The 23,488-nt window shown below is 69.5% G+C and carries 20 protein-coding genes and 1 tRNA gene; 7 read left to right on the plus strand and 14 right to left on the minus strand.

Features of this window, described 5'->3' with window-relative positions:
- Positions 1–50: 50 nt before the first annotated feature.
- Positions 51–314 carry a DUF6458 family protein gene (locus ACFC1W_RS10065; protein ID WP_191766500.1) on the minus strand — a complete coding sequence of 88 codons (264 nt, stop codon included), beginning with the start codon at positions 312–314 and terminating at the stop codon, positions 51–53.
- A gap of 252 nt (positions 315–566) precedes the next feature.
- On the opposite strand from ACFC1W_RS10065, the gene ACFC1W_RS10070 reads away from it, so the two are divergent.
- Both ACFC1W_RS10070 and ACFC1W_RS10075 read left to right on the plus strand, forming a co-directional pair.
- On the plus strand, positions 567–1,481 hold the full coding sequence (locus tag ACFC1W_RS10070) for a pseudouridine-5'-phosphate glycosidase (protein ID WP_375991845.1): 915 nt from the start codon (positions 567–569) through the stop codon (positions 1,479–1,481).
- A complete protein-coding gene (locus ACFC1W_RS10075) occupies positions 1,481–2,320 on the plus strand; it encodes a carbohydrate kinase family protein (RefSeq protein WP_375991847.1) in 840 nt (279 codons plus the stop codon). The genes ACFC1W_RS10070 and ACFC1W_RS10075 overlap by 1 nt, the downstream gene beginning before the upstream one ends.
- Positions 2,321–2,329: 9 nt before the next feature.
- Here the strand turns inward: ACFC1W_RS10075 and ACFC1W_RS10080 are convergent, their stop codons facing one another.
- Both ACFC1W_RS10080 and ACFC1W_RS10085 read right to left on the minus strand, forming a co-directional pair.
- On the minus strand, positions 2,330–2,776 hold the full coding sequence (locus tag ACFC1W_RS10080) for an SRPBCC domain-containing protein (RefSeq protein ID WP_375991849.1): 447 nt from the start codon (positions 2,774–2,776) through the stop codon (positions 2,330–2,332).
- Entirely contained in the window at positions 2,769–3,146 is a 378-nt protein-coding gene (locus ACFC1W_RS10085) for an ArsR/SmtB family transcription factor (RefSeq protein WP_375991852.1), read from the minus strand. The genes ACFC1W_RS10080 and ACFC1W_RS10085 overlap by 8 nt, the downstream gene beginning before the upstream one ends.
- A gap of 87 nt (positions 3,147–3,233) precedes the next feature.
- On the opposite strand from ACFC1W_RS10085, the gene ACFC1W_RS10090 reads away from it, so the two are divergent.
- Positions 3,234–3,803, plus strand: a complete 570-nt coding sequence (locus ACFC1W_RS10090) for a dihydrofolate reductase family protein (protein WP_375991855.1) — start codon at positions 3,234–3,236, stop codon at positions 3,801–3,803.
- Complete coding sequence (locus ACFC1W_RS10095; protein ID WP_375991857.1) at positions 3,800–4,282, plus strand: DUF2087 domain-containing protein; 483 nt, start codon at positions 3,800–3,802, stop codon at positions 4,280–4,282. The genes ACFC1W_RS10090 and ACFC1W_RS10095 overlap by 4 nt, the downstream gene beginning before the upstream one ends.
- Here the strand turns inward: ACFC1W_RS10095 and ACFC1W_RS10100 are convergent.
- Genes ACFC1W_RS10100 through ACFC1W_RS10110 form a run of 3 tightly spaced genes read right to left on the minus strand, consistent with a single transcriptional unit; the run spans position 4,271 to position 7,496 of the window.
- Positions 4,271–5,032, minus strand: a complete 762-nt coding sequence (locus tag ACFC1W_RS10100) for an SGNH/GDSL hydrolase family protein (protein WP_375991859.1) — start codon at positions 5,030–5,032, stop codon at positions 4,271–4,273. The two genes, ACFC1W_RS10095 and ACFC1W_RS10100, sit on opposite strands and share 12 nt — an antisense overlap.
- Positions 5,033–5,063: 31 nt before the next feature.
- The gene (locus tag ACFC1W_RS10105; RefSeq protein ID WP_375991861.1) at positions 5,064–6,422 is read right to left on the minus strand and encodes an MFS transporter; all 1,359 of its coding nucleotides are present in this window, start codon (positions 6,420–6,422) and stop codon (positions 5,064–5,066) included.
- Between the two features lie 36 nt (positions 6,423–6,458).
- Positions 6,459–7,496, minus strand: a complete 1,038-nt coding sequence (locus ACFC1W_RS10110) for an LLM class flavin-dependent oxidoreductase (protein WP_375991863.1) — start codon at positions 7,494–7,496, stop codon at positions 6,459–6,461.
- A gap of 107 nt (positions 7,497–7,603) precedes the next feature.
- Here ACFC1W_RS10110 and ACFC1W_RS10115 point away from each other — a divergent pair, with 107 nt between their 5' ends.
- Positions 7,604–8,230, plus strand: coding sequence for a phosphoribosyltransferase (locus tag ACFC1W_RS10115; RefSeq protein ID WP_375991865.1), 627 nt, complete (start codon positions 7,604–7,606; stop codon positions 8,228–8,230).
- Positions 8,231–8,239: 9 nt separating this feature from the next.
- Here the strand turns inward: ACFC1W_RS10115 and ACFC1W_RS10120 are convergent, their stop codons facing one another.
- Together ACFC1W_RS10120 and polA are read right to left on the minus strand one after the other, a co-directional pair.
- On the minus strand, positions 8,240–9,913 hold the full coding sequence (locus ACFC1W_RS10120) for a DUF885 domain-containing protein (RefSeq protein WP_375991868.1): 1,674 nt from the start codon (positions 9,911–9,913) through the stop codon (positions 8,240–8,242).
- A gap of 46 nt (positions 9,914–9,959) precedes the next feature.
- On the minus strand, positions 9,960–12,599 hold the full coding sequence (polA, locus tag ACFC1W_RS10125) for a DNA polymerase I (protein WP_375991870.1): 2,640 nt from the start codon (positions 12,597–12,599) through the stop codon (positions 9,960–9,962).
- 58 nt (positions 12,600–12,657) lie between these two features.
- Between polA and ACFC1W_RS10130 the strand changes: the two genes are divergently transcribed.
- Complete coding sequence (locus tag ACFC1W_RS10130) at positions 12,658–13,083, plus strand: hotdog fold thioesterase (RefSeq protein ID WP_375991873.1); 426 nt, start codon at positions 12,658–12,660, stop codon at positions 13,081–13,083.
- A 107-nt stretch (positions 13,084–13,190) separates the two neighbouring features.
- Here ACFC1W_RS10130 and ACFC1W_RS10135 read toward each other — a convergent pair whose 3' ends face one another.
- A complete protein-coding gene (locus ACFC1W_RS10135; protein ID WP_225221961.1) occupies positions 13,191–13,811 on the minus strand; it encodes a response regulator in 621 nt (206 codons plus the stop codon).
- A 47-nt stretch (positions 13,812–13,858) separates the two neighbouring features.
- Here ACFC1W_RS10135 and ACFC1W_RS10140 point away from each other — a divergent pair.
- Positions 13,859–13,941: transfer RNA gene (locus ACFC1W_RS10140), tRNA-Leu, on the plus strand.
- Positions 13,942–13,980: 39 nt separating this feature from the next.
- On the opposite strand, the gene ACFC1W_RS10145 is transcribed toward ACFC1W_RS10140, so the two are convergent.
- The 5 genes from ACFC1W_RS10145 to gltB form a co-directional block, all read right to left on the minus strand.
- Positions 13,981–15,324: a MinD/ParA family protein gene (locus tag ACFC1W_RS10145; protein ID WP_375991877.1), complete on the minus strand. Its 1,344-nt coding sequence runs from the start codon at positions 15,322–15,324 to the stop codon at positions 13,981–13,983.
- A gap of 140 nt (positions 15,325–15,464) precedes the next feature.
- The gene (locus tag ACFC1W_RS10150; RefSeq protein ID WP_241110616.1) at positions 15,465–15,842 is read right to left on the minus strand and encodes an SHOCT domain-containing protein; all 378 of its coding nucleotides are present in this window, start codon (positions 15,840–15,842) and stop codon (positions 15,465–15,467) included.
- A gap of 80 nt (positions 15,843–15,922) precedes the next feature.
- A complete protein-coding gene (gene pyk / locus ACFC1W_RS10155) occupies positions 15,923–17,371 on the minus strand; it encodes a pyruvate kinase (RefSeq protein WP_241110617.1) in 1,449 nt (482 codons plus the stop codon).
- Positions 17,372–17,415: 44 nt separating this feature from the next.
- Positions 17,416–18,882: a glutamate synthase subunit beta gene (locus ACFC1W_RS10160; protein ID WP_241110618.1), complete on the minus strand. Its 1,467-nt coding sequence runs from the start codon at positions 18,880–18,882 to the stop codon at positions 17,416–17,418.
- Complete coding sequence (gene gltB / locus ACFC1W_RS10165) at positions 18,875–23,479, minus strand: glutamate synthase large subunit (protein WP_375991881.1); 4,605 nt, start codon at positions 23,477–23,479, stop codon at positions 18,875–18,877. Before gltB ends, ACFC1W_RS10160 begins: the two co-directional genes overlap by 8 nt.
- Positions 23,480–23,488 lie beyond the last annotated feature (9 nt).

Raw genomic sequence — 23,488 nt, forward strand, 5'->3', positions numbered from 1 at the left:
AACGGGGGCGGAGCCTTCACGGCCCCGCCCCCGTTCGAACGATCGTGCGGTCAGAGACCGACGGTGTCATCCGGCGTGGTCGTCGACCGGCGGGTCACCCGCTCGTTGGCGGTCGGGTCGACTGCGGTGTGCGTCACCGACTCCGAACGGCGGCGGCGTGCCATAAGCACGATTCCGACGAGGAAGATCACCAGGCCGGCACCCATCAGGATGTAGCCGATCATGTCGAGGTTCACCCATTCGACTTCCACGTTCACCGCGAACGCGAGGATGGCGCCGATGGCGAACAGTGCGATTCCTGCTCCGATGCTCATGCGAGGTTCCTTTCCGGGGCACGGCGATCGGCCCTCCCCTGTGTTCGGGACGCATTTGTCCCGACAGATACGCTCCCCGATCCGCCGTACCTCGTGCAGGGGGTTGACAATCTTTCCGTTTCGGGGCATTCGCGAACCGTCGACGAGACCGCTGTCGCTCCACGCGTCGCCCATCTTCTCCGCTTTCGCGCCGATCCGCGGGACCCGGACCCGGGCTTTGTAGGGTGGCGGTATCCGTCGGAAGGATGCCCCGTGCCCTCTCCCCTCGCCATCTCGCCCGAGGTCCGCGCCGCGGTCGCCGCGGGCGACCCCGTGCTCGCGCTCGAGTCGACGATCTTCACCCACGGGCTGCCGAGGCCGCGCAACCTCGACGTCGCTCTCGAGGCCGAGGAGCGCGTGCGCTCCCTCGGTGTGGTGCCCGCCACGATCGGCGTGATCGACGGCCGGCCCACCGTCGGCCTCTCGACCGCCGAGATCCAGCGCCTGTCCACGAGCGACGACGTCGTGAAGGCGAGTCTGCGCGACGTGCCCGTCCTCACCGCGAAGGGACGCAGCGCCGGCACGACGGTCGCCGCCACCGCGTACCTCGCCGACCTCGCCGGAGTGCGGGTCTTCTCCACCGGCGGCCTCGGCGGCGTGCATCGCGAGGCGCAGCAGACCTTCGACGAGAGCGCCGATCTCGGCACGCTCGCCACGCTCCCGCTCATCGTCGTGAGCGCGGGCGTCAAGTCGATCCTCGACATCCCGCTGACCCTCGAACGGCTGGAGACGCTGAACCTGGCCGTCGTCGGCTATCGCACCACCGACTACCCCGGCTTCTACGTCGCCGACTCCGGCCACGACATCGAGCACGCCGTCGACTCCCCCGCCGAGATCGCCGAGATCGCCCGCTCGCGCGACGGGCTCGGCATCCGATCCACTCTTCTCGTCGCGAACCCGGTCGCCGCCGATTCCCAGCTCGACCCCGCCCTGCACGACCAGGTGCTCGCCCGCGCGCTCGCGGCGGCCGCGGCCCAGGGCGTGACGGGTCACGACACCACTCCGTTCCTTCTCGATTTCGTGCAGCGCGAGACGGGCGGGCGCAGTCTCGACGTCAACGTCGAGGTCTACCGCGGCAACGTCGAGCTCGGGGCACGGATCGCCCGCGCGCTGACAGGCCGCGCCTGATGCTCGCGGTCATCGGCGACGTGGTCGCCGACCTGATCGTCCTCGGGGGCTCTTCGCTGGAACGCGGCACCGACAACCCGGCCGAGGTGCGGATCACGCGCGGCGGCAGCGCAGCGAACGTGGCCGTGGCGGCTGCACCGCGGCATCCCGTGCGCTTCATCGGCCGTGTCGGCGACGACACCATCGGCCGCGTCCTCGTCACCGAGATGACCGCTGCCGGAGTCGACGTGCGGGTGCAGCGGGAAGGACGCACGGGTGCGATCGTCGTCCTCGTCGATACCGACGGAGAGCGCACGATGATCACCGACCGGGGCGCAGCCGCAGACCTCGCCGCGATCGATCCCGATTGGCTCGAGGGCGTCGACTGGGTGCACCTGCCGCTGTACGGCTTCGCCGAGCCCGCCTCGAGAACGGCGGTGACGGATGCCGCGGCCGCCGCCGTACGCACCGGGGCACGCGTCAGCCTCGACCTCTCGAGCGTGGCCACGATGCGCGGGCTCGGTGCGGCACGGCTCCAGCACATCGTCGACGACCTCGCGCCGGCGGTCGTGTTCGCCAACGCCGACGAGGCTCGCACGGCGACCGAGCTCGACCTGGATCTGACGGGTGCCGTGTTCATGGTGAAGCGCGGCGGCGACCCCGTACTCGTCATCGAGGGCGACTCCCGCGTCGAGGTGCCGGTGGAGCGGGTGGAGGACGTGCTCGACTCGACGGGCGCCGGCGACGCGTTCGCGGCGGGCTGCATCACCGCAACGCTGTCGGGTGCCGACCCGCGTGAGAGCGCCCGCGCAGGCAGCCGGCTCGCGATGAGCGCGCTGCGCCGCGCGGGCGCCCTGTGACGCGGGGGCTCAGGCGTTCTGCATCGTCGCGAGCACGCGCTCGATGTCGTCGATGAAGGCGTTGTAGCCCTCGATCGTCGCGGCGACCTGCTCGTCGGTGAAGTCGGAGCGGTCCTGGCGGATGGTGAGCCTGGTGCCGCCGTCGACCTCTTCGAGGTCGAACAGCACGGGCAGCCCGGCGTCATCTCCCGGCTGATCGGTCAGCGTCATCGCCAGGTGCGCGGGAGGCTCGACGACCTGGTACTCCCCCGACCAGTGGATGCGATGGCCGTCGGGCAGATGCATCACCGCACGGAAGGCGCCCCCCGGACGCACGTCCATGGTCAGGGTGTCCTGGGGCACTTCGACGGCGGCGGTGCCGAACCACACCGCGAAATGCTCGGGCGTGGTGATCGCCTCGAACACGAGTTCGCGCGGCGCGTTCAGCGTGCGGGTGACGGTGAAGTACTCAGTCATGATCGTTCTCCTGATGGGTCTGGTCGTGCTGGTCGGGCGCCGAGGGTGCGAGCTGTTGAAGGGCGTTGAGATACTGGTCCAGGGCATCGACACTGTCCTCCCAGAACTGCGCGTAGTCCTCGATCCAGCGGGATGCCGCGGCCAGCGGCCGGGCGTCGAGCCGGGCGGGGCGATACTGTGCGTCTCTGCCCCGGGTGACGAGGCCCGCCCCTTCCAGCACGCGCAGGTGCTTCGAAACGGCGGCGAACGTCATGTCGAACGGCGCCGCGAGCTCGCCCACGGTCGCCACTCCCCCGCTGAGCCGCTCGAGGATCGCGCGCCGCGTGGGGTCGGCGAGAGCCGAGAACGTACGGCTGAGCTGGTCGGTCATGATCACCTCTTTATTCAACTGTTCGGTACAGTACCGTTTGGTTGAATACCTGTCAAGGATGTCGCCGGAGCGCGCTACGGTTACGGAATGGCCCGCGTGATCTTCTACACCGCCACCACCCTGAACGGCTTCCTGGCAGACGATGAGGACTCTCTCGACTGGCTCTTCGCGGCGCCCGGCGGCGAAGGCGGAGACAGCGACTTCATGGGCTTCCTCTCCGGCATCGGCGTACTCGTGCAGGGGTCGTCGACCTACGAGTGGGTGCTCCGGCACGAGCAGCTCGTGGAACGCCCCGAGAAGTGGCCGGCGTACTACGGCGCACGCCCGACGTTCGTGTTCACCGGTCGGGAGCTGCCGAGCGTACCGGGCGCTGACATCCGCTTCGTCCGCGGCGACGTGACGGACGCCTGGCCCGCGATCCGCGCGGCCGCGGGCGACCTCGACGTGTGGATCGTCGGCGGCGGAGACCTGGCGGGCCAGTTCGCCGATGCGGGCCTGCTCGACGAGATCGTCGTATCGGTGGCCCCGGCGACGCTGCCCTCGGGCAAACCCCTGCTCCCCCGCCGCATCGGCCCCGACCGGCTGACCCTCACCGGCGTCCGGCAGGCCGGTGCGTTCGCGGAGCTCACCTACGCCGTCGACGGGATCGGCGGATGAGCGACCGCTGGCGGGGTGTGATCGCGGCGCTCCTCAACCCCGACCTGCGGGCCGTGCTGGCCGAGGCGATGGCCGCGCCTCCGCTCACGGCCGCCCGCCGGGAGCGTGCCGTCGCACGCCTCGCCGAGCTCGGGCTGGTCCACGAGACCGCCGACGGCCTCGTCTTCGCCGACACCACCTTGCGCGGCATCCTGGAGGAGAATCCTGTCCCGAAGGCCACCGGCCCGGCGCGGTTCCTCGACGGCGCGGGCCGGATCGATCGCTTTCCGGTGCAGGATGGCGATCGCCGTGAACTGCTCGCGTGGGTGGCGGCTCACGCGTTCGAGCCGGGCGAGGTGCTGAGCGAGAAGCAGACGAACGAGCGCCTGGCGCGGTTCACCGACGACGAGGCGGTGCTGCGGAGGCACCTGGTCGACGCCGAACTGCTCGAGCGCACGCGGTCGGGCTCCGAGTACGCACGGGTCGAATCAGCGGGCTGACGGCGGCACGTCGAACCACTCGCCGTGCTTGGGCGCACGCCCATCTCCCGACGAGGTGCCGGTGAGCCGTCGCCGGACCCAGGGCCCCACGTGCTCGCGGTAGTAGGCGGCCCCGCGCGTGGCTGCGGGCGGCAGCGGCGGCAGCGACCACCAGTCCGCCGGCGGCTCCTGCCCGAGCGCCGTGAGCACGCGAGCCGCCACGCGGTGGTGGCCGCGCGAGTTCATGTGCAGGCGGTCCTCCGACCAGTACGGCGGGCTCGACAGCTCACGATCTGGCCAGTTGAAGGCCCGGATGATGTCGGCGCGATCGGCGAGCCGCGCCGCGACGGCGGCCGAGAGCAGATCACCGCGTCGCTGGATCACGCGGCTCAGCGGCAGCTGAGCGGAGGGATTGGCGCCGGACAGCACGATGAGCGTCACGCCTTCCTCATCGCATCGCCGCAGCACGTGGGTGAAGGCGTCGACGATGCGCGAGACGCTGGTGCGGGGCCGCAGCATGTCGTTGCCCCCGCCGTTGAAAGACAGATGGGTGGGCCGCAACGCGAGCGCAGGCTCGAGCTGCTGCTCGACGATCGGCCAGACGAGCTTGCCGCGGATCGCGAAGTTCGCGTACTCGACGGGCTGACCGGAGGCATCCGCCCAGCCCTGCGCGACGAGATCTGCCCAGCCCCGGACGCGACCGTCGGGAAGCTCGTCGCCGACGCCTTCGGTGAACGAGTCGCCGATCGCGACGTACCGCACGGATGCCATCGTCCCAGCCTAGGCGGGTTGCACGACTCGCTCAGCGGTCATCGAGCGCTGCGCCCCGTTTGTCGACGAGGCCCCAGGCGGCGACCGCGGCGATGACGAAGAACGCCGCGAAGACGACGAAGAGCGTGGGAGCACCGCCCATCGCCAGGAGCGCCGGGACGGCGAGCGGTGCGATGATCGACGCGATCCGGCCCACTCCGGCCGCCCAGCCGGAGCCGGTGGCCCGGAGCGATGTGGGGTACATCTCGGGTGTCACCGCGTAGAGGGCTCCCCACGCCCCGAGGTTGAAGAACGACAGCGCCATGCCCGCAGCGATCACGCCGCCCTCGCTGCCCACGGTGCCGAACACGACGGCGGAAGCAGCCGACCCCACGAGGAAGACCGAGAGCGTCGCGCGGCGACCCCACACCTCGATGAGCCAGGCCGCCGTCGCGTACCCCGGAAGCTGAGCGAGCGTGATGATCAGCGTGAAACCGAACGACCGCACGAGGTCGTACCCCTGCGCGACGAGGATCGACGGGATCCAGATGAACGCGCCGTAGTACGAGAAGTTGACGCAGAACCACACCAGCCACAGGCAGGCCGTCCGCATCGCGAACTCACGGGACCACAGGGACGCGAGACGCGACCCGACCGAAGACGCCACGGGCGGCTCGGTGTCCGACGGGGCACTGGCCGGCTCGGCGACCGCGGAGTCGTCGGCTGCCGCCTCGAACGACCGCACGACAGCCTCGGCGTCGTCGTGCCGGCCCCGTCGCTCCAGCCACCGTGGCGACTCGGGAAGCCCCCAGCGGACGAACAGTGCGTAGGCGGCGGGGATCGCGCCCAGCGCGAACGCCCACCGCCACCCCGCCTCCGAGGCGGGGATGACATAGAAGCCGATGAGGGCCGCCGCCGTCCACCCGACTGCCCAGAATGCCTCGAGGATCACGATGAGGCGACCGCGAATACGTGCGGGGGCGAACTCGCTGACATAGGTCGACGCGACGGGCAGCTCGGCTCCGAGCCCGAGTCCGACGAAGAACCGCAGCACGAGCAAAGCCACCAGTCCGCCCACGAGCGCGCTCGCTCCGGTCGCGAGCCCGTATACGACCAGCGTCACTGCGAAGACCGAGCGCCGGCCGAAGCGGTCGGCGAGCAATCCGCCCAGGCTCGCACCGACCGCCATGCCGATGAATCCCACCGAGGCGATCCACCCGGTCTCGTAGGGCTGCAGGCTCCACTGGGCTGCCAGCGCGGCGATCACGAACGAGATCAGCCCCACGTCCATCGCGTCGAGTGCCCATCCGAGGCCGGATCCGGTCAGGACGCGCAGGTGCCGGAGCGTGAAGGGCAACCTGTCGAGTCGCTCCGAAAGCGTCGCGGGAGCGCGGGTGTCGGCATCCGTCATATCGTCATGCTACGGATGCGCGCGTCCCGGCGGCACTCACGACAGCAGGTCGCGGACCATCGGCGCCACCTTCGTGCCGTAGAGCTCGATCGAACGCATCATGCGCGCATGCGACAGCGTGCCCGTCGAGAACTTCATATCGAAGCGCTGAACCCCGAGCGTGCGCACGGTGTCGGCGATCTTGCGGGCCACCGTCTCGGGCGATCCGACGTAGAGCGCCCCTTCGGGTCCGACGTCGCGCTGGAAGCGCATGCGGCTGTACGGCGGCCAGCCGCGCTCGCGCCCGATCGTGTTGTTCATCGCCTCGAAGCCCTCGTACGCCTCCTCCCACGCCTGCTGATCCGTGTCGGCGACGTGCCCGGGCGAGTGCACGCCGATCGGCAGCGGTGCGCGCTCGAACGTCGCCAGGGACCGCCGGTAGAGATCGGCGAAGGGGCGGAAGCGATCGGCTGGCCCCCCGATGATCGCCAGCATGAGGCCGTAGCCGTAGCGTGCCGCGCGGACCACCGACTCGGGCGTGCCGCCGACACCGACCCACGCCCGCAGACCGTTCTCGGTCTTCGGGAACACGTCGGCGTCGGTGAGCGGCGCGCGGAGTGTCCCCTGCCAGGTGACGGGCTTCTCCTCGATGAGCTGCGAGAAGAGATCGAGCTTCTCGTCGAACAGGGCCTCGTAGTCGCGCAGGTCGTAGCCGAACAGCGGGAACGACTCGATGAACGAACCGCGTCCGAGGATCACTTCTGCGCGACCGTGGGAGACGGCGTCGAGCGTCGCGAAGCGCTCGTACACACGCACCGGGTCATCGCTCGAGAGCACCGTCACAGCGGTACCGAGGTGGATGCGCTCCGTACGGGCGGCCGCGGCGGCCAGCACGATCTCGGGGCTCGAGACGGCGAACTCACGGCGATGGTGCTCCCCCACGCCGAAGAACGCGAGGCCGGCCTGGTCAGCCAGCACCGCCTCGTCCACGACGTCTCGGATGGTCTGCGCGCCGGTGCGCATGTCGCCGGATTCGTCGCGGGTGATGTCGCCGAAGGTGTCCAGGCCCAGTTCGACCGATGCGAGGTCGTTCATCGCGCGTCCTTTCCATTCGCGTGCATGAAACGCACGACGGGAGGAACCACGCGGACGGCAGCGGCATTCCCCGAGACAAGACGGGGCGCCCGGCGTACCGTGGCCGTATGGCGCTCTTCGCCGATCGCTCCGCTGCGGGCCGGGAACTGGCCGAGTCGCTCCGACCCTGGGCCGGCCAGGACGCTGTCGTGTTCGGGATCCCGCGCGGCGGCGTCGTCGTCGCGGCCTCCGTCGCGCGCTCGCTCGGGCTCCCACTGGCTGCCGCGGTCGTGCGCAAGCTCGGCGCCCCCTCGCACGAGGAGTTCGCGGTGGGCGCCATCGCGGGCGATGTGCGCGTCGTGAACGACGCGGCGCTGCGGGCGGGGCATGTCACCCCCGAGCAGCTGGCTTTCGTCGAGGACATGGAGCGCGTCGAGCTCGAGCGCCGCGGTGCGCTCTTCCACACCGACGACCGCGTGGAGGGGATCACGGCAATCGTCGTCGACGACGGCATCGCGACCGGCGCGACGGCGACCGCGGCATGCCTGTCGCTGCGCTCGCGCGGCGCGGAGACGATCGTGCTGGCTGCACCTGTCGCCCCCGTGGACTGGCGGCCGGAGCGCGATGTGATGGACGAGTACGTCTGCCCGCACCGGGTGCGCGATTTCTGGGCAGTCGGGCAGTTCTACGACGATTTCACCCAGACGAGCGACGCGGAGGTCGTGGAACTGCTGTCCCACGACCTCCACGAGTGACACGTCGGCTCAGCGCGACAGCGCCGAACGCAGGGTGTCGAGGCCCACGCCGCCGATGTCGAGCGCGCGCTTGTGGAAGCGCTTGATCGAGAAGTCCGCTCCCTCGCGCTCCGCGACCTCGTCGCGCAGCTGCTCCCAGATGCGCTGACCGACCTTGTAGGACGGCGCCTGGCCCGGCCAGCCGAGGTAGCGGTTGACCTCGAACTTCACGAACTCGTCGGACATGTTCACGTTGTGACGCATGAACTCGAGCGCGAAGTCGGCGTCCCACGTGCCCTGGCCGTCGGGTCGCGGCTTGCGCAGGTGCACGCCGATGTCGAGCACGACGCGCGCGGCGCGCATACGCTGCCCGTCGAGCATGCCGAGGCGATCGGCGGGGTCGTCCAGGTAGCCGAGCTGCTCCATGAGACGCTCGGCGTAGAGGGCCCAGCCCTCGGCGTGACCGGACGTGCCGCCCAACAGGCGCCGGTACGAGTTGAGCTGCGCCCGGTTGTACACGGCCTGCGCGATCTGCAGGTGGTGACCGGGAACGCCCTCGTGGTACACGGTGGTGAGCTCGCGCCAGGTGTCGAAGTCCTCGACGCCCTCGGGCACCGACCACCACATGCGGCCGGGGCGGGAGAAGTCGTCGGTCGGACCCGTGTAGTAGATGCCGCCTTCCTTCGTCGGCGCGATCATGCACTCGAGCTTGCGGATGGGCTCGGCGATGTCGAAGTGCGTCTTGCCGAGCTCGGCGACCGCGCGATCGCTGGTCTCCTGCATCCACTTCTGCAGCGCCTCGGTGCCGTAGAGCTTGCGAGCATCGTCCTGCTCGAGGAAGGCCACCGCTTCCTCGACGGATGCCCCGGGCTTGATCTCGTTCGCTATCGACTCCTGCTCGGCGACCATGCGCGCGAGCTCCTCGACCCCCCATTCGTAGGTCTCGTCGAGGTCGACGGTCGCGCCCAGGAATCGCCGGGAGTGCAGGGCGTACAGCTCACGACCGACCGCGTCGTCATCGGACGCCGCTGCACTGAGCTCGCTGCTGAGGAAGCTCGCGAGCTCGTCGTACGCGACGCGCGCGGCATTCGCGCTGTCGGACAGCTCGCGCGCGAGCGAGGCGGGCAGCTGCCCCTCTTCAGGGGCGGCCTCGGCGACGAACGTCGCGAAGAAGCCCTCGTCCTCGGTGTAGCGCGCGATCTGCGTGACGACCTCGGTCACCTGCCGGCGTGCGGGGACGATCCCGCGGGCGATGCCCTCGCGCAGCGTCTCGACGTAGCCGTCGAGGGCGCCGGGGACGGCCTTCAGGCGCGTCGCGACGACGCTCCAGTCGTCAGCGGTCGCCGTCGGCATGAGGTCGAAAGCCGACCGGATGTCCTGTGCCGGAGATGCGATCACATTGATGTCGCGCAGGTGCCAGTTCGCCTCGTTGAGCTCGATGCCCACCTGGATCTCGCGGGCGAGGTCTTCCTGGGTGACAACGTCGATGTCGTCGACCGGGGTCGCCTCGGCGAGAGCTGCCAGCGTCTTGCGCCCTTCTTCGACGAGCCGCTGCTGGCCGGCCGGGCTGTAGTCGCCGAACCGGTCGTTGTACTCCGAACGGCCGATGTAGGTGGCCAGCGTCGGCTCGAGCTCGGCGAGCGTGTCGACCCATGCATCAGCGATCGTGTCGATCTGCGTGGGCGTGCGTGTTTCTTGAGTCATGGAGTCGAGCCTAAGGAGCCGCGGCGTGACGCGCCAAACGTGGGGCTCAGTGTCCGGCTTCGTTCCAGTTCGGCCCGCGCCCGATCTGCACGTCGAGGGGCACCGAGAGGTCGGCGGCGTCTCCCATGCGGTCCTGGACGATCTGCTCGGCGACCTCCCACTCCCCCGGAGCCACCTCGACCACGAGCTCATCGTGGATCTGCATGAGCACCCGCGAGCGAAGGTCGCGCGACATGAACTCGTCGTGGATGCGGAGCAGCGCGATCTTCATGATGTCGGCCGCGCTGCCCTGGATCGGAGCGTTCAGGGCCGCCCGCTCGGCGTTCTCACGCAGCACCCGGTTGGGGCTCGCGAGGTCGGGGAACGGGCGACGGCGGCCGAAGATCGTCTCGGTGTAGCCGTCGATGCGAGCCTGCTCGACCGACGACCGGAGGTAGTCGCGCACTGCCCCGAAGCGCGCGAAGTACTCCATCATGAGCTGCTTCGCCTCGCTCTGCTCGATGCGCAGCTGCTTGGACAGACCGAACGCCGACAGACCGTACACGAGCCCGTACGACATCGCCTTCACCTTGGTGCGCATCGCCGGGGTCACGTCGGACGGGTCGACCGCGAAGACGCGGGCGCCGACGAAGCGGTGGAGGTCTTCGCCCGAGTTGAACGCCTCGATCAGTCCCGGGTCTTCGGACAGGTGGGCCATGATCCGCATCTCGATCTGCGAGTAGTCCGCTGTGAGCAGCGTCTCGTAGCCCTCGCCCACTTCGAATGCCGAGCGGATGCGGCGGCTCTCGTCGGTGCGGACCGGGATGTTCTGAAGGTTCGGGTCGGTGCTCGACAGCCGTCCGGTCTGGCTTCCGGTCTGCACGTACGTCGTGCGGATGCGTCCGTCGGCGCCGATCGCGGTGTCGAGCGACTCGATGATCTGACGCAGCTTCGTGGCCTCGCGGTGCTGGAGCAGCAGGTCGAGGAAGGGATGCGGATTCGACTCCTGGAGGTCGGCGAGGACCGCAGCATCCGTCGAGTATCCCGTCTTGGTCTTCCGGGTCTTCGGGAGCTGCAGCTCGTCGAACAGCACCTCCTGCAGCTGCTTGGGCGAGCCGAGGTTGACCTCGCGGCCGATCGCCTGGAACGCCTGCTGAGCGATCGCATCGGCCCGCTCGCCCAGCTCGGCCGAGAAGGTCGACAGGGTGCCGTGCGAGACGGCGACGCCCGCCAGTTCCATGTCGGCGAGGGTGATCAGCGTGGGCAGCTCGATGTCGGTCAGCACCCGCGCGACGCTCTCGGGCAGTTCGCCGCGCAGCGCGTCGGTCACACGCATCGTGAACCCCGACAGCTGACCCGGGGTCGCGCCCTCGGTCTCGGGGACCAGTTGGGTCGGGTCGGCCTCGGGGAGCTTCTCGTCGAGGTAGCGGTCGACGAGGTCGGCCAGGTTCTTGTCGGGGAAGCTCGGGCGCAGCAGCCATCCGGCCACGATCGTGTCGAATGCGAGCCCGCCTACGCGAAGGCCGGCACGACGAAGCGCCTTCACCTGCGCCTTCGCATCGCTGAAGATCTTCGGTGCGTCGGAGGCGAGCCAGGCGCCGATCGTCTCGGCGAGCTGGGGAGTCCACGTCGCCTCGGCCGCAGCCTCGAGCGTCGCCACGCCGAGGCGCGCGGGCAGGCCGCCCTCGGTGAGGACGGTGACGCCGACTTCGCCCTCGACGGCCTCGAGCCACGCGAGCAGCTCGGGTGCGCCGAGCTCGGCAGCCGCCGGCATGGGCACCGCGGCCGCGGAGGTCACCGCCGCCATCTGCTGCTCGATGCCGGCGAGCTCGGCCACGCGCGGGATGAGGGTCTTGAACTCGAGCCGGGCGAAGATGTCGCGCACGGCCTGGGCGTCCATCGGCTTCACTTCGAGGTCGGCGACCGTCACGGGCAGTTCGACGTCGGTCAGCAGACGGTTGAGCGTGCGGTTGCGGCGCACCTCGTCGAGGTGCTCACGCAGGTTGCCGCCCACGACGCCCGTCACCTTGTCGGCGTTGTCGAGCAGCTCGTCGAGCGAGCCGAACTGGTTCAGCCACTTGACGGCCGTCTTCTCGCCGACCTTCGGCACGCCGGGGAGGTTGTCGCTCGTCTCACCGACGAGCGCCGCCACGTCGGGGTACTGCTCGGGCGGCACGCCGTAGCGGTCGATGACCGCCTGTCGGTCGTAGCGCTTGAGCTGCGAGACGCCCTGCACGTTCGGGTAGAGCAGGGTGATGTCGTCGTTCACGAGCTGGATCGTGTCGCGGTCGCCCGAGCAGACGAGCACGTCGTAGTGCTCGGCCGCGGCCTGCGTCGCGAGCGTGGCGAGGATGTCGTCGGCCTCGAAGTCCTCCTTCTGGAGCACCGTGATGCTCATGGCCGCGAGGCAGTCCTGCAGGATCGGAATCTGCCCCTTGAACTCGGACGGCGTCTCGGAGCGGTTCGCCTTGTACTCGGCGTACTCGCGCGTGCGGAACGACTGGCGCGAGGTGTCGAAGGCCACGGCCAGATGCGTCGGCTTCTCGGCCTTGATGAGATTGATGAGCATCGCCAGGAACCCGTAGATGCCGTTGGTGTGCTGGCCGTCCTTCGTCGAGAAGTTGTCTACGGGAAGGGCGTAGAAGGCCCGATACGCCAGCGAATGGCCGTCCACGACGAGAAGGGTAGGCTTTGCGGAGTCCGTCACCCTGCAAGCCTAGTCAGGGCCGGAGACACCCCCACCCGCCGCAGCCCGAAGGTGAGCCATGCCCGAGAACGCCCCCGTGAACGTCGACGGACTCGCATGGGCGGCGGCGCGGGGCATGGGAGCCCTCGCGGAGAAGATGGGCCTCGAGTTCACCGAGTTCTCGGTGGAGCGGTGCGTCGCGACGATGCCCGTCGAGGGCAACACGCAGCCGGTCGGCCTGCTCCACGGCGGGGCGTACGTCGTGCTCGGCGAGTCGCTCGGCTCGATGGCGGCGAACCTCCATGCGGGACCCGGACGACTCGCGGTCGGCGTCGACATCAATGCGACGCACACCCGCTCAGCGACGTCCGGCATCGTCACCGGCGTCTGCACTCCGGTGCACCTCGGCCGCACCGTCACGGTGCACGAGGTCGTCGTCACCGACGATCAGGGGCGTCGCTGCTCCACGATCCGCATCACGAACCACGTCCGCGGGATCGAGTAGCGCCGACGGGCGAAGCCCGACGTCGCGCATCGAGATCAAGGACCTGCAGAGACGAAGAAGCGGATGCCGCGGCATCCGCTTCTCGCACCTCCTGGGTGAGGATCAGCTCACTTCTTGGGGGCGAGCTGCTCGATGATCGCCTTCGCGACGTCCTGCATCGTGAGGCGACGGTCCATCGACGCCTTCTGGATCCAGCGGAAGGCCTCGGGCTCGGACAGGCCCATCTTCTCGTTGAGCAGGCCTTTCGCACGGTCGACGAGCTTGCGGGTCTCGAAGCGCTCGACCATGTCGGCGACCTCGGCCTCGAGCGTGATGATCTGCTCGTAGCGCGCCAGCGCGATCTCGATCGCAGGCAGCAGGTCGTTCGGGGTGAACGGCTTGACGACGTATGCCAGGGCGCCGGCCTCGCTCGCCCGCTCGACGAGCTCCTTCTGGCTGAAGGCGGTCAGGAGCACGACGGGGGCGATGTGGTTCTTGCTGAGCTTCTCGGCGGCGGAGATGCCGTCGAGCTGCGGCATCTTGACGTCCATGATCACGAGGTCGGGACGCAGATCGGTCGCGAGCTGCACGGCGGTCTCGCCGTCACCAGCCTCGCCGACCACGTCGAAGCCGTTGTCTCGGAGGATCTCGACGATATCGAGTCGGATCAGCGACTCATCCTCCGCCACGACGACTCGACGGGGGGTGGAGGCCTGCGCTCCGGGGGTCAGCTCCTGCTCAGTCACCATTGAATCCTACGGTATGGTCAATCGCGGACGCGCGGCAGGACGCGCGGGCCGGTGTGGCGGAATGGCAGACGCGACCGACTCAAACTCGGTTGCCCGCGAGGGCGTGTGGGTTCGACTCCCACCACCGGCACGGACTGCGACCGCCCCTCGAGGCGGTCGCGTCGTCGTGTCAGAGGCGGTCGGCCACCGTGGCGGCGACGGTGAGCCACGCGTCGCGGGTCGCCGGTGAGAGGGAGTCGAAGTCGATCGGTCCGCCATCGACCAGCGAGGGATCGAACGGAGCGATCACGACGCCCGATGTGACCTGCTCGAAGTGGCGCGTCAGCCGGCTCTCGAGGCGTCGGTCGGCCTTCGCGGAGGGTGCCGTCAGAACCGTGACGGCACGGTCGACCTTCTCGCCGAACCCCTTCTCGCGGAGTCCGTCGAGCAGCCAGGCCGCGCTTGCGGCGGTGTCCTCGCGGACGGTCGACACGATGACGAGCTGATCCGCCGCCGCCACGGACGCGATCCAGTTCGACGCGCGCATGTTGTTCCCGGTGTCGATGATCATCAGGCGGTAGTAGCGCCGCAGCAGTGCGTGCAGCCGGTCGAACGCGGCCGCGTCGATCGTCGACGACGCCGCGGCGTCCTCATCGGATGCGAGAACGTCGAACCGGGCGTCGACCTGCGTGCGCACGTACGTGTCGAGGGTGGCCAGTCCGGAGCCGTCCGGATCGGCGAAGCGCTCGAGCTCCTCCAGCAGATCGACTGCGGTGCGGTGGTGGGGAGCGTTCTGCGCGCGCCAGCCGAGTGTGCCGCGCGTCTCGTTGTTGTCCCACGCGAGCGTCGCGCCGCCCCGGAGGGTGCCGAAGGTGGCAGCGAGCAGGAGCGTGCTCGTGGTCTTGTGGGCTCCGCCCTTCGGGTTGAGCACGACGATCGTGCGCGGGGCGTCGAGACGCCGTTGCACGCGCTGCTCGCGGTCGAGTCGCGACTGCTCCGCACGGCCCGGAGCGGGTGAGACGAGGCCGCCCGTGGCGCGGCGCACGGCGCCCTGCCACCCTTCGGTCGCGCGCGGACGGTCCCCCCTGTCGCGCGACTCGAGCAGATCCTGCACGGTCGGCTTCGAGTGGTCGCGCACGGACGACGCGGTGCTGCGCGTGGGCATGACCGTGGGTGTCGCCGCAGGCGGCGCTTCAGCGGCGAAGGCCGGGGCGACGGGGACCGCCGGCTCGGAAACCGCCGGCTCGGACATCGTGGGCTCGCCCGCCGGCGCGGCCGGCGGCGCAGACTCGAGGTTCTCCGCGAAGGTGCCATCGGGGTGGACGATCAAGGGCCACCGCGACGAGCCCTCCACGAGGGTCGCGCGTGCGGGCTCACCGGCCGATGCGGCGAGGAGCCGGATCTCCTCCACCACGCGGTCCCGCAGCGCCCGGCTGTCGGCGGCCACGAGCTCCTCCACGTCGGTGCCGACGTGGACCTCCGCGACGGTGCTCGACAGGATATGCACCGTGGCTTCGGGCGTGCGTGTAGTCATGGGTTCCTCCCGCGCGAGATCTCAGAAGCGCTCTTCAACGCTAGCCGACTCGGCTCGCGCAGCATCCCAGGCGTGCCGGGCCCCGAGGCCGGGCTGTCGATCACCCGCCGGCGACCCGCGTTCGTCTCGTCCTCCCCCGGCTACGCGCCGAAGTACTGGCCACCGAGCGCCTTGCTCTTGAGGGCGTCGAACTCACCCTGCGTGATCGTCCCCGCGTCGAGCAGAGCCTTCGCCTTGGCGATGTCCTCCGAGGGACTGGTCGACGCGGCGGGCCGGTAGTCGTCGTTCTCGGGCGCGCTCGCGTAGCGCTCCCGCGCGCGCTGAGCCATGCCCGAGCCGCGTGCGATGACGTACACCAGCGCGGTCAGGAACGGCACGAACACCAGCGCGATGATCCAGAGCGCCTTGAACCAGCCGCTCAGCTTGTCGTCGCGGAAGAGGTCGGTGATCACGACGATCACCACGTAGATGTAGGCGACGAACCAGAAGATCCACAACAGCCACCAGAACAGATCCATGCGAGGGCCTCCTGCCCGGAAAACGGAGCGGTCGCGCTCAGCATAGTGAGCGCGACCGTTCCGGGGCAGGATTGCCGGGACTACTCGCCGGACTGGTAGATCGGCGCCTTGCCGTGCACCGCATCGCCGATCTTGTGGATGCGGATGTCGTTGGTGGAGCCGATGATCCCAGGAGGCGAACCCGAGATCACGACGACCTTGTCGCCGACCTTCGCGAGGTCCCTCGAGAGGAAGTAGTCGTCGACCTGGATGAACATGCGGTCGGTGTGCGCGACGTGCTCGACGAGCGCCGATTCGACACCCCACGTGAGGGCCATGCGGCGCCGGATCGACGGCTCGGGGGTGAATCCGATCATCGGGATGCGCGGGCGCAGCCGCGACATGCGCCGTGCGGTGTCACCCGACTCGGTGAAGATGCAGAGGTACTTCGCCTCGACGAACTCGGCGACCTCCAGCGCGGCGAGCGTGATCGCGCCGCCCTGCGTGCGGGGCTTGGTCGTGAGCGGAAGGATGCGCTCGAGTCCGTGCTCCTCGGTCGACTCGACGATGCGGGCCATCGTCTCCACGACGACGACCGGGTACTTGCCCACACTCGTCTCGCCCGAGAGCATGACCGCGTCGGCGCCGTCGAGGACGGCGTTGGCGACGTCGCTCGTCTCGGCGCGGGTCGGGACGGGGTTCTCGATCATGGACTCGAGCATCTGCGTCGCGACGATGACCGGCTTGGCCATGCGGCGGCACAGCTCGACCGCCCGCTTCTGGACGATCGGCACGGCCTCCAGCGGCAGCTCCACGCCGAGATCGCCGCGCGCGACCATGATGCCGTCGAAGGCGTCGATGATCTCCTCGAGGTTGTCGACGGCCTGCGGCTTCTCGATCTTCGCGATCACGGGCACGTGGCGACCCTCTTCGGCCATGATCACGTGAACGCGCTGGACGTCCTTCGCGTCGCGCACGAACGAGAGCGCGATGATGTCGGCTCCGGCGCGCAGGCCCCAGCGCAGGTCAGCCTCATCCTTCTCGGACAGCGCGGGCACGTTCACCGCGACGCCGGGCAGGTTGATGCCCTTGTTGTTGGAGACGGGGCCGCCCACGATGACCTTCGTCGTCACGACGGTGCCGTCGGTCTCGACGACCTCGACGCGGACCTTGCCGTCGTCGATCAGAAGGAAGTCCCCGGCCTTGACGTCCTGCGGCAGACCCTTAAAGGTCGTCGAGACGATCTCCTTGGTGCCCACGATGTCGTCGACGGTGATCTTGAAGATGTCGCCGACGGCGAGGTCGTGGGGGCCGTTCTCGAACTTGCCGAGGCGGATCTTCGGCCCCTGGAGATCGACGAGGATGGCGACGGCGCGTCCTGCGTCGTCGGCGGCCTTGCGAACATTGGCGAAGTTGTTGTCGTGGATCGAATAGTCGCCGTGGCTCAGATTGAAGCGGGCGACGTCCACGCCGGCGTCGATGATCGCGCGGACGCTCTCATAGGACGACGTGGCGGGGCCAAGGGTTGCGACGATTTTGGCGCGTCTCATCCGTGTGTTTCTCCGGGTTTTCGGGGGCGAATGCCGTGGCCAGCCTACGCGGGCTGCAGGCCGATGGCGACATCAGTGGGGCGGACAGGGGCAGGCAGCTGGGTTTCGCCCATCAGGTAGGAGTCGACGCTCGCGGCGGCCGCACGGCCCTCCGCGATGGCCCAGACGATGAGGGACTGGCCGCGGCCGGCGTCACCCGCGACGAACACTCCGGGCGCGGTCGTCTGGTAGTCGTTCTCGCGGTGCACGTTGCCGCGGCCGGTGAACTGGGCGCCGAGCTGCTCCTCGAGCAGGGCGCGCTCCGGACCGGTGAAGCCCATCGCGATGAGCACCAGATCCGCCGGGATCTCGCGCTCGGAGCCGCTCTTGGGCACACGGCGGCCGTCGACGAACTCGGTCTCGGCAACGCGCAGCGCACGCACCTCGCCGCCGTCGTTGCCGAGGAACTCGACCGTGGAGGCGAGGTACGAACGCTCGCCGCCCTCCTCGTGCGCCGACGACACCTCGAAGAGGGTGGGCGCCATGGGCCACGGCTGGTGGTCGGGTCGCTCGCCCGGAGGGCGCCGGCCGATCGCCAGGTTCGTGACGCTCAGCGCGCCCTGACGGTGGGCGGTGCCGATGCAGTCCGCGCCGGTGTCACCGCCGCCGATGACCACGACGTGCTTGCCCTCGGCGGAGATCTGGTTGGCGATCGCATCGCCCGCCACGACCTTGTTCGACTCGATGAGGTACTCCATGGCGAAGTGCACTCCGGCGAGATCACGGCCGGGGATGGCCAGTTCGCGCGGGATCGTCGCGCCCGTCGCGATGACGACGGCGTCGTACCGCGCGCGAAGGTCGTTCCACGCGATGTCCTTGCCGATCTCGACGCCCGCCCGGAAGCGCGTGCCCTCGTCCCGCATCTGGCGAAGCCGCGACTCGAGGTGCTTCTTCTCCATCTTGAAGTCCGGGATGCCGTACCGCAGCAGCCCTCCGATGCGGTCGTCACGCTCGAACACGGCCACGGTGTGACCCGCGCGCGTGAGCTGCTGCGCCGCGGCCAGGCCGGCCGGACCGGAGCCCACGACGGCGACCGTCTTGCCGGTGAGGCGTCCCGGCGGCTCGGGCTCGACCCAGCCGTGCGCGAACGCCTCGTCGATGATCGAGACCTCGATCTGCTTGATCGTCACGGCCGGCTGGTTGATGCCCAGCACGCACGAGCTCTCGCACGGCGCCGGGCACAACCGGCCCGTGAACTCCGGGAAGTTGTTGGTCGCGTGCAGGCGCTCGATCGCCGAACGGCCCTCCCCGCGCCACGTGAGGTCGTTCCACTCGGGGATGAGGTTGCCCAGCGGGCAGCCCTTGTGGCAGAACGGGACGCCGCAATCCATGCACCGACCGGCCTGTCGGCGCAGGACGGCGGTGTCGCCCGGCTCGTAGACCTCTTTCCAGTCCATGATGCGCACCGGCACGGGCCGCCGCGGCGGCAGCTCCCGCTCGGTGACCTTCAGAAAGCCCTTTGGGTCAGCCACCCGTCACCTCCAGGATGCGGTTCCAGACGACATCGCCGTCGGGGTCCAGCCCCTCGGCGACGGCCGTCTGACGCGTCTCGAGCACCGCGGCGTAATCGCGGGGAAGGACGCGGACGAAGTTGTCGAGCTCGTTGTCGAAGTCGGCCAGCAGGCCAGCCGCGAGCGTCGACTCGGTCTCTGCGACGTGCTGCTCGAGCAGGTCGCGCAGGATCTCGGCGTCACCGGCGCCCAGCTCGCCGAGCACGAGCTCGCCGGTCGCGAGCGCCTCCCGGTTCACCAGCTTGCGGTCGAGCCGGTACACGTAGGCGGTGCCGCCCGACATGCCGGCGCCGAGGTTGCGCCCCGTCGCACCCAGGATGACGGCGAGGCCGCCCGTCATGTACTCGAGCGCATGATCGCCGACTCCCTCGACCACGGCGGTCGCGCCGGAGTTGCGGACGAAGAACCGCTCCCCCACGACTCCGCGCAGGAACAGCGTGCCCTGCGTCGCACCGTAGCCGATCACGTTCCCGGCGATGACGTTCTGGGACGCGTCGAAGGTGGCGCCCCGCGGAGGCCGCACCACGATCTGTCCGCCCGAGAGACCCTTGCCGACGTAGTCGTTCGAGTCGCCCTCGAGCCGCAGGGTGATGCCCGCGGGCATGAACGCTCCGAACGACTGCCCCGCCGAGCCGGTCAGGTTGACGACGATGCTTCCCGACGGCAGCCCGTTCTCGCCGCGCGCCCGGGTCACGTGGTGACCCAGCAGCGTGCCGACGGCGCGCTCGGTGTTGCGGATCGGGAGGTCGATCGTCAGCTCGCCGCCGTTCTCGATGACGTCGTGGGCCAGCTCGATGAGCGGCACGTCGAAGTGGTCCTCGATCTCGTGCAGCTGAGCCGTGGTGTTGCGGCGCGGCTCGTCCTCGGCGAACGCCGGGCCTTCCAGCACGGGCGACAGGTCGAGGCCGCTCGCCTTCCAGTGCTCGACGGCTCCGTCGATGTCGAGGAGCTCGCTGTGGCCGATGGCCTCGTCGAGCGAGCGGAAGCCCAGCTCGGCGAGGTACTCGCGCACCTCTTCGGCGATGAACTCCATGAAGTTGACGACGAACTCCGGCTTGCCGGTGAAGCGCTCGCGCAGCACCGGGTTCTGCGTGGCGACGCCGACGGGGCAGGTGTCGAGGTGGCAGACGCGCATCATGATGCAGCCCGACACCACGAGCGGCGCCGTCGCGAACCCGAACTCCTCGGCGCCGAGCAGCGCTCCGATGATCACATCGCGGCCGGTCTTGAGCTGCCCGTCGACCTGCACGACGACGCGGTCGCGCATGCCGTTGAGCATGAGCGTCTGCTGCGTCTCGGCGAGTCCGAGTTCCCACGGCGTTCCCGCGTGCTTGAGCGAGTTGAGCGGGCTGGCGCCCGTACCGCCGTCGTGGCCGGAGACGAGGATGACGTCGGCCAGGGCCTTCGCCGTGCCCGCCGCGACCGCGCCGATGCCCGACTGGCTCACGAGCTTCACGTGCACCCGCGCGCCCGGGTTGGCCCGCTTGAGGTCGAAGATGAGCTGCTTGAGGTCCTCGATCGAGTAGATGTCGTGGTGCGGCGGCGGCGAGATCAGTCCCACGCCGGCCGTCGCGTGACGCGTGCGCGCCACCCACGGGTACACCTTGGTGGGCGGCAGCTGGCCTCCCTCGCCCGGCTTGGCGCCCTGAGCGAGCTTGATCTGGATGTCGTCGGCCTCGGTGAGGTAGAGGCTCGTCACGCCGAACCGGCCCGAGGCGACCTGCTTGATCGCACTGCGGCGCTCCGGGTCGAGAAGGCGATCGACGTCTTCGCCGCCCTCGCCCGTGTTGGACTTGGCACCGAGACGGTTCATCGCGATCGCGAGCGTCTCGTGCGCCTCACGGGAGATCGACCCGTAGCTCATCGCTCCGGTCGAGAAGCGCTTCACGATCGACGACACGGGCTCGACCTCGTCGATCGGCACCGGCGCGCGGCCGGCCGTCTTGAGCTTGAACAGTCCGCGGAGGGTCTTGAGCTCGTTGGCCTGGTCGTCGACGAGCTTCGTGTACTCGCGGAAGATGTCGTAGCGGCGCGTCCGCGTCGCATGCTGCAGCCGGAAGACCGTGTCGGGGTTGAAGAGGTGCGGAGAGCCGTCGCGCCGCCACTGGTACTCGCCGCCGGTCCACAGCCGCTCGTGCGCGCGCACCGCGGCGTCCTCCGGGTACGCGTACGCGTGACGCGCCGAGTTCTCGGACGCGATCACGTCGAGCCCGACGCCGCCGAGCTTCGTCTCGGTGCCGGTGAAGTACCTGTCGACGAACTCCTGCGAGAGGCCCACGGCCTCGAACACCTGCGCGCCCGCGTACGAGGACACGGTCGAGATGCCCATCTTCGACATGATCTTCAACACGCCCTTGCCGAGCGCGTAGATGAGGTTGCGGACCGCCTTCTCGGGGGTGATCCCCGTGATGTACCCGGCTCGGACGAGATACTCGACCGTCTCCATCGCGAGGTACGGATTGACGGCGGATGCTCCATACCCGATGAGCGTCGCCACGTGGTGCACTTCCCGCACATCGCCCGCCTCGACCACGAGGCCGCACTTCATGCGGGTCTGGTTGCGGATGAGGTGGTGGTGCACGGCGGCGAGCATCAGCAGCGACGGGATGGGTGCGAGATCTTTGTTCGAGTCGCGGTCGGACAGCACGATGAACTCGGCGCCGTCCTCGATCGCCTGGTCCACTTCTTCGCACATCTGCGCGAGACGCTTCTGCATGCCCTTGTGGCCGGCCTCGACGCGGTAGAGACCGCGGATCGTGACCGATGTGCGGCCCGGGAGGGCGGTGTCGATGTGCTGGATCTTCGCGAGCTCGTCGTTGTCGATGACCGGGAAGTCGAGCGTCACGACGCGCGTGTGGCCCGGCCCCCACTCCAGGAGGTTCCGCTCCGGGCCCAGGCCCAGCGACAACGAGGTGACGACCTCTTCGCGGATGGAGTCGAGCGGCGGGTTGGTGACCTGCGCGAACTGCTGCGTGAAGTAGTCGAAGAGCAGACGCGGTCGCTCGCTGAGCACGGCCACCGGGGTGTCGCTTCCCATCGCGCCGAGCGGCTCGGCGCCGGTCTGACCCATCGGGGTCAGGAGGATCCTGACTTCCTCCTCGGTGTAGCCGAAGGTGCGCTGTCGGCGCGTGATGGAGGCGATGGGGTGCACGATGTGCTCGCGCTCGGGAAGCTCGGCCAGGCGCACCCGGCCCGAGTCGAGCCACTCCTGCCAGGGCTCGAGCTCGGCGAGCTGACGCTTGATCTCGTCGTCCTCGACGATGCGCCCCTGCGCGGTGTCGACCAGGAACATGCGTCCCGGGCGCAGACGCCCGCGGCGCTTGATGCGCTCGGGGGCGAAGTCGAGCACGCCCGTCTCGCTGCCGATCACGACGAGGCCGTCGGTGGTCTCGGTCCACCGACCGGGGCGCAGTCCGTTGCGGTCGAGGGTCGCACCGACCAGCGTGCCGTCGGTGAAGATCAGCGCGGCCGGACCGTCCCACGGCTCCATCTGCATCGAGTGGTACTCGTAGAACGAGCGCAGCTTGGGGTCGATGTCGGCCTGCTTCTCGTAGGCCTCCGGCACCATCATCATGATCGCGTGCGGAAGGCTGCGGCCCGTCAGCGTCAGGAGCTCGAGCACCTCGTCGAACGACGCCGAGTCGCTCGCGCCGTCCGTGCAGATCGGCAGCAGGGGATCGATGTCGCCGAGCAGCTCGGACTCGAGCTGGGACTGGCGCGCGCGCATCCAGTTGCGGTTGCCGTTGACCGTGTTGATCTCGCCGTTGTGGGCGAGCATGCGCAGCGGCTGCGCGAGCGGCCACGACGGGAACGTGTTGGTCGAGTAGCGCGAGTGCACGACGGCGAGCTCCGAAGCGAAGCGCTCGTCCTGCAGGTCGGGGTAGAACGGCTCGAGCTGAAGCGTGGTGACCATGCCCTTGTAGCCGAGCGTGCGCGCCGAGAGCGACACGAAGTAGGCGTCGAGCTCGGTGCGTGCGCGTTTGCGCAGGCGGAACGTGCGCCGGTCGAGCGCGATGCCCGACAAGGCCGGCGCCTCACCGACGGCCGGACGTGCGACGAACAGCTGCTCGAACACGGGGCGCGCCGCGAACGCGAGCTTGCCGAGGTTCTCATCGACCGTGGGCACCTCGCGCCAGCCGAGGACGGTGAGATTCTCGGATGCCGCGATCCGCTCGATCCCCGCCTTCTGGGCGGCGCGCGCCTCGTCGTCGCGGGGCAGGAACACCATGCCCGCCGCGTACTCCCCCACCGGCGGCAGCTCGAAGTCGACGACCGCGCGCAGGAAGGCGTCGGGCATCTGCGTGAGGATGCCCGCGCCGTCGCCGGTGCCGGCGTCAGAGCCGATCGCACCGCGGTGCTCGAGGTTGCGCAGCGCCGTCAGCGCGAGGTCGATGATGTCGTGCCCGGCCTCGCCGCGCAGCGTGGCGACCATCGCCAGCCCGCAGGCGTCCTTCTCGAAGGCAGGGTTGTACATGCCCTGCTTCCCAGGGAAGCCGGCCATGCCGCTGTTCTGGGTGCTCGTCTCGGAGGAGACGACGCGACGGGGGCTCGAAGCCATACCTACCGT

Origin of the sequence: Microbacterium sp. NPDC056003, from assembly GCF_042274785.1 — a bacterium.
Lineage (GTDB): Bacteria > Actinomycetota > Actinomycetes > Actinomycetales > Microbacteriaceae > Microbacterium.

Bases quoted from the DNA above. Each gene is read 5' to 3' on its own strand.
- ACFC1W_RS10065 (WP_191766500.1), bottom strand. From the start codon at position 314: ATGAGCATCGGAGCAGGAATCGCACTGTTCGCCATCGGCGCCATCCTC.
- ACFC1W_RS10075 (WP_375991847.1), top strand. From the start codon at position 1,481: ATGCTCGCGGTCATCGGCGACGTGGTCGCCGACCTGATCGTCCTCGGG.
- ACFC1W_RS10080 (WP_375991849.1), bottom strand. From the start codon at position 2,776: ATGACTGAGTACTTCACCGTCACCCGCACGCTGAACGCGCCGCGCGAA.
- ACFC1W_RS10085 (WP_375991852.1), bottom strand. From the start codon at position 3,146: ATGACCGACCAGCTCAGCCGTACGTTCTCGGCTCTCGCCGACCCCACG.
- ACFC1W_RS10090 (WP_375991855.1), top strand. From the start codon at position 3,234: ATGGCCCGCGTGATCTTCTACACCGCCACCACCCTGAACGGCTTCCTG.
- ACFC1W_RS10095 (WP_375991857.1), top strand. From the start codon at position 3,800: ATGAGCGACCGCTGGCGGGGTGTGATCGCGGCGCTCCTCAACCCCGAC.
- ACFC1W_RS10100 (WP_375991859.1), bottom strand. From the start codon at position 5,032: ATGGCATCCGTGCGGTACGTCGCGATCGGCGACTCGTTCACCGAAGGC.
- ACFC1W_RS10105 (WP_375991861.1), bottom strand. From the start codon at position 6,422: ATGACGGATGCCGACACCCGCGCTCCCGCGACGCTTTCGGAGCGACTC.
- ACFC1W_RS10110 (WP_375991863.1), bottom strand. From the start codon at position 7,496: ATGAACGACCTCGCATCGGTCGAACTGGGCCTGGACACCTTCGGCGAC.
- ACFC1W_RS10115 (WP_375991865.1), top strand. From the start codon at position 7,604: ATGGCGCTCTTCGCCGATCGCTCCGCTGCGGGCCGGGAACTGGCCGAG.
- ACFC1W_RS10120 (WP_375991868.1), bottom strand. From the start codon at position 9,913: ATGACTCAAGAAACACGCACGCCCACGCAGATCGACACGATCGCTGAT.
- ACFC1W_RS10130 (WP_375991873.1), top strand. From the start codon at position 12,658: ATGCCCGAGAACGCCCCCGTGAACGTCGACGGACTCGCATGGGCGGCG.
- ACFC1W_RS10135 (WP_225221961.1), bottom strand. From the start codon at position 13,811: ATGGTGACTGAGCAGGAGCTGACCCCCGGAGCGCAGGCCTCCACCCCC.
- ACFC1W_RS10145 (WP_375991877.1), bottom strand. From the start codon at position 15,324: ATGACTACACGCACGCCCGAAGCCACGGTGCATATCCTGTCGAGCACC.
- ACFC1W_RS10150 (WP_241110616.1), bottom strand. From the start codon at position 15,842: ATGGATCTGTTCTGGTGGCTGTTGTGGATCTTCTGGTTCGTCGCCTAC.
- pyk (WP_241110617.1), bottom strand. From the start codon at position 17,371: ATGAGACGCGCCAAAATCGTCGCAACCCTTGGCCCCGCCACGTCGTCC.
- gltB (WP_375991881.1), bottom strand. From the start codon at position 23,479: ATGGCTTCGAGCCCCCGTCGCGTCGTCTCCTCCGAGACGAGCACCCAG.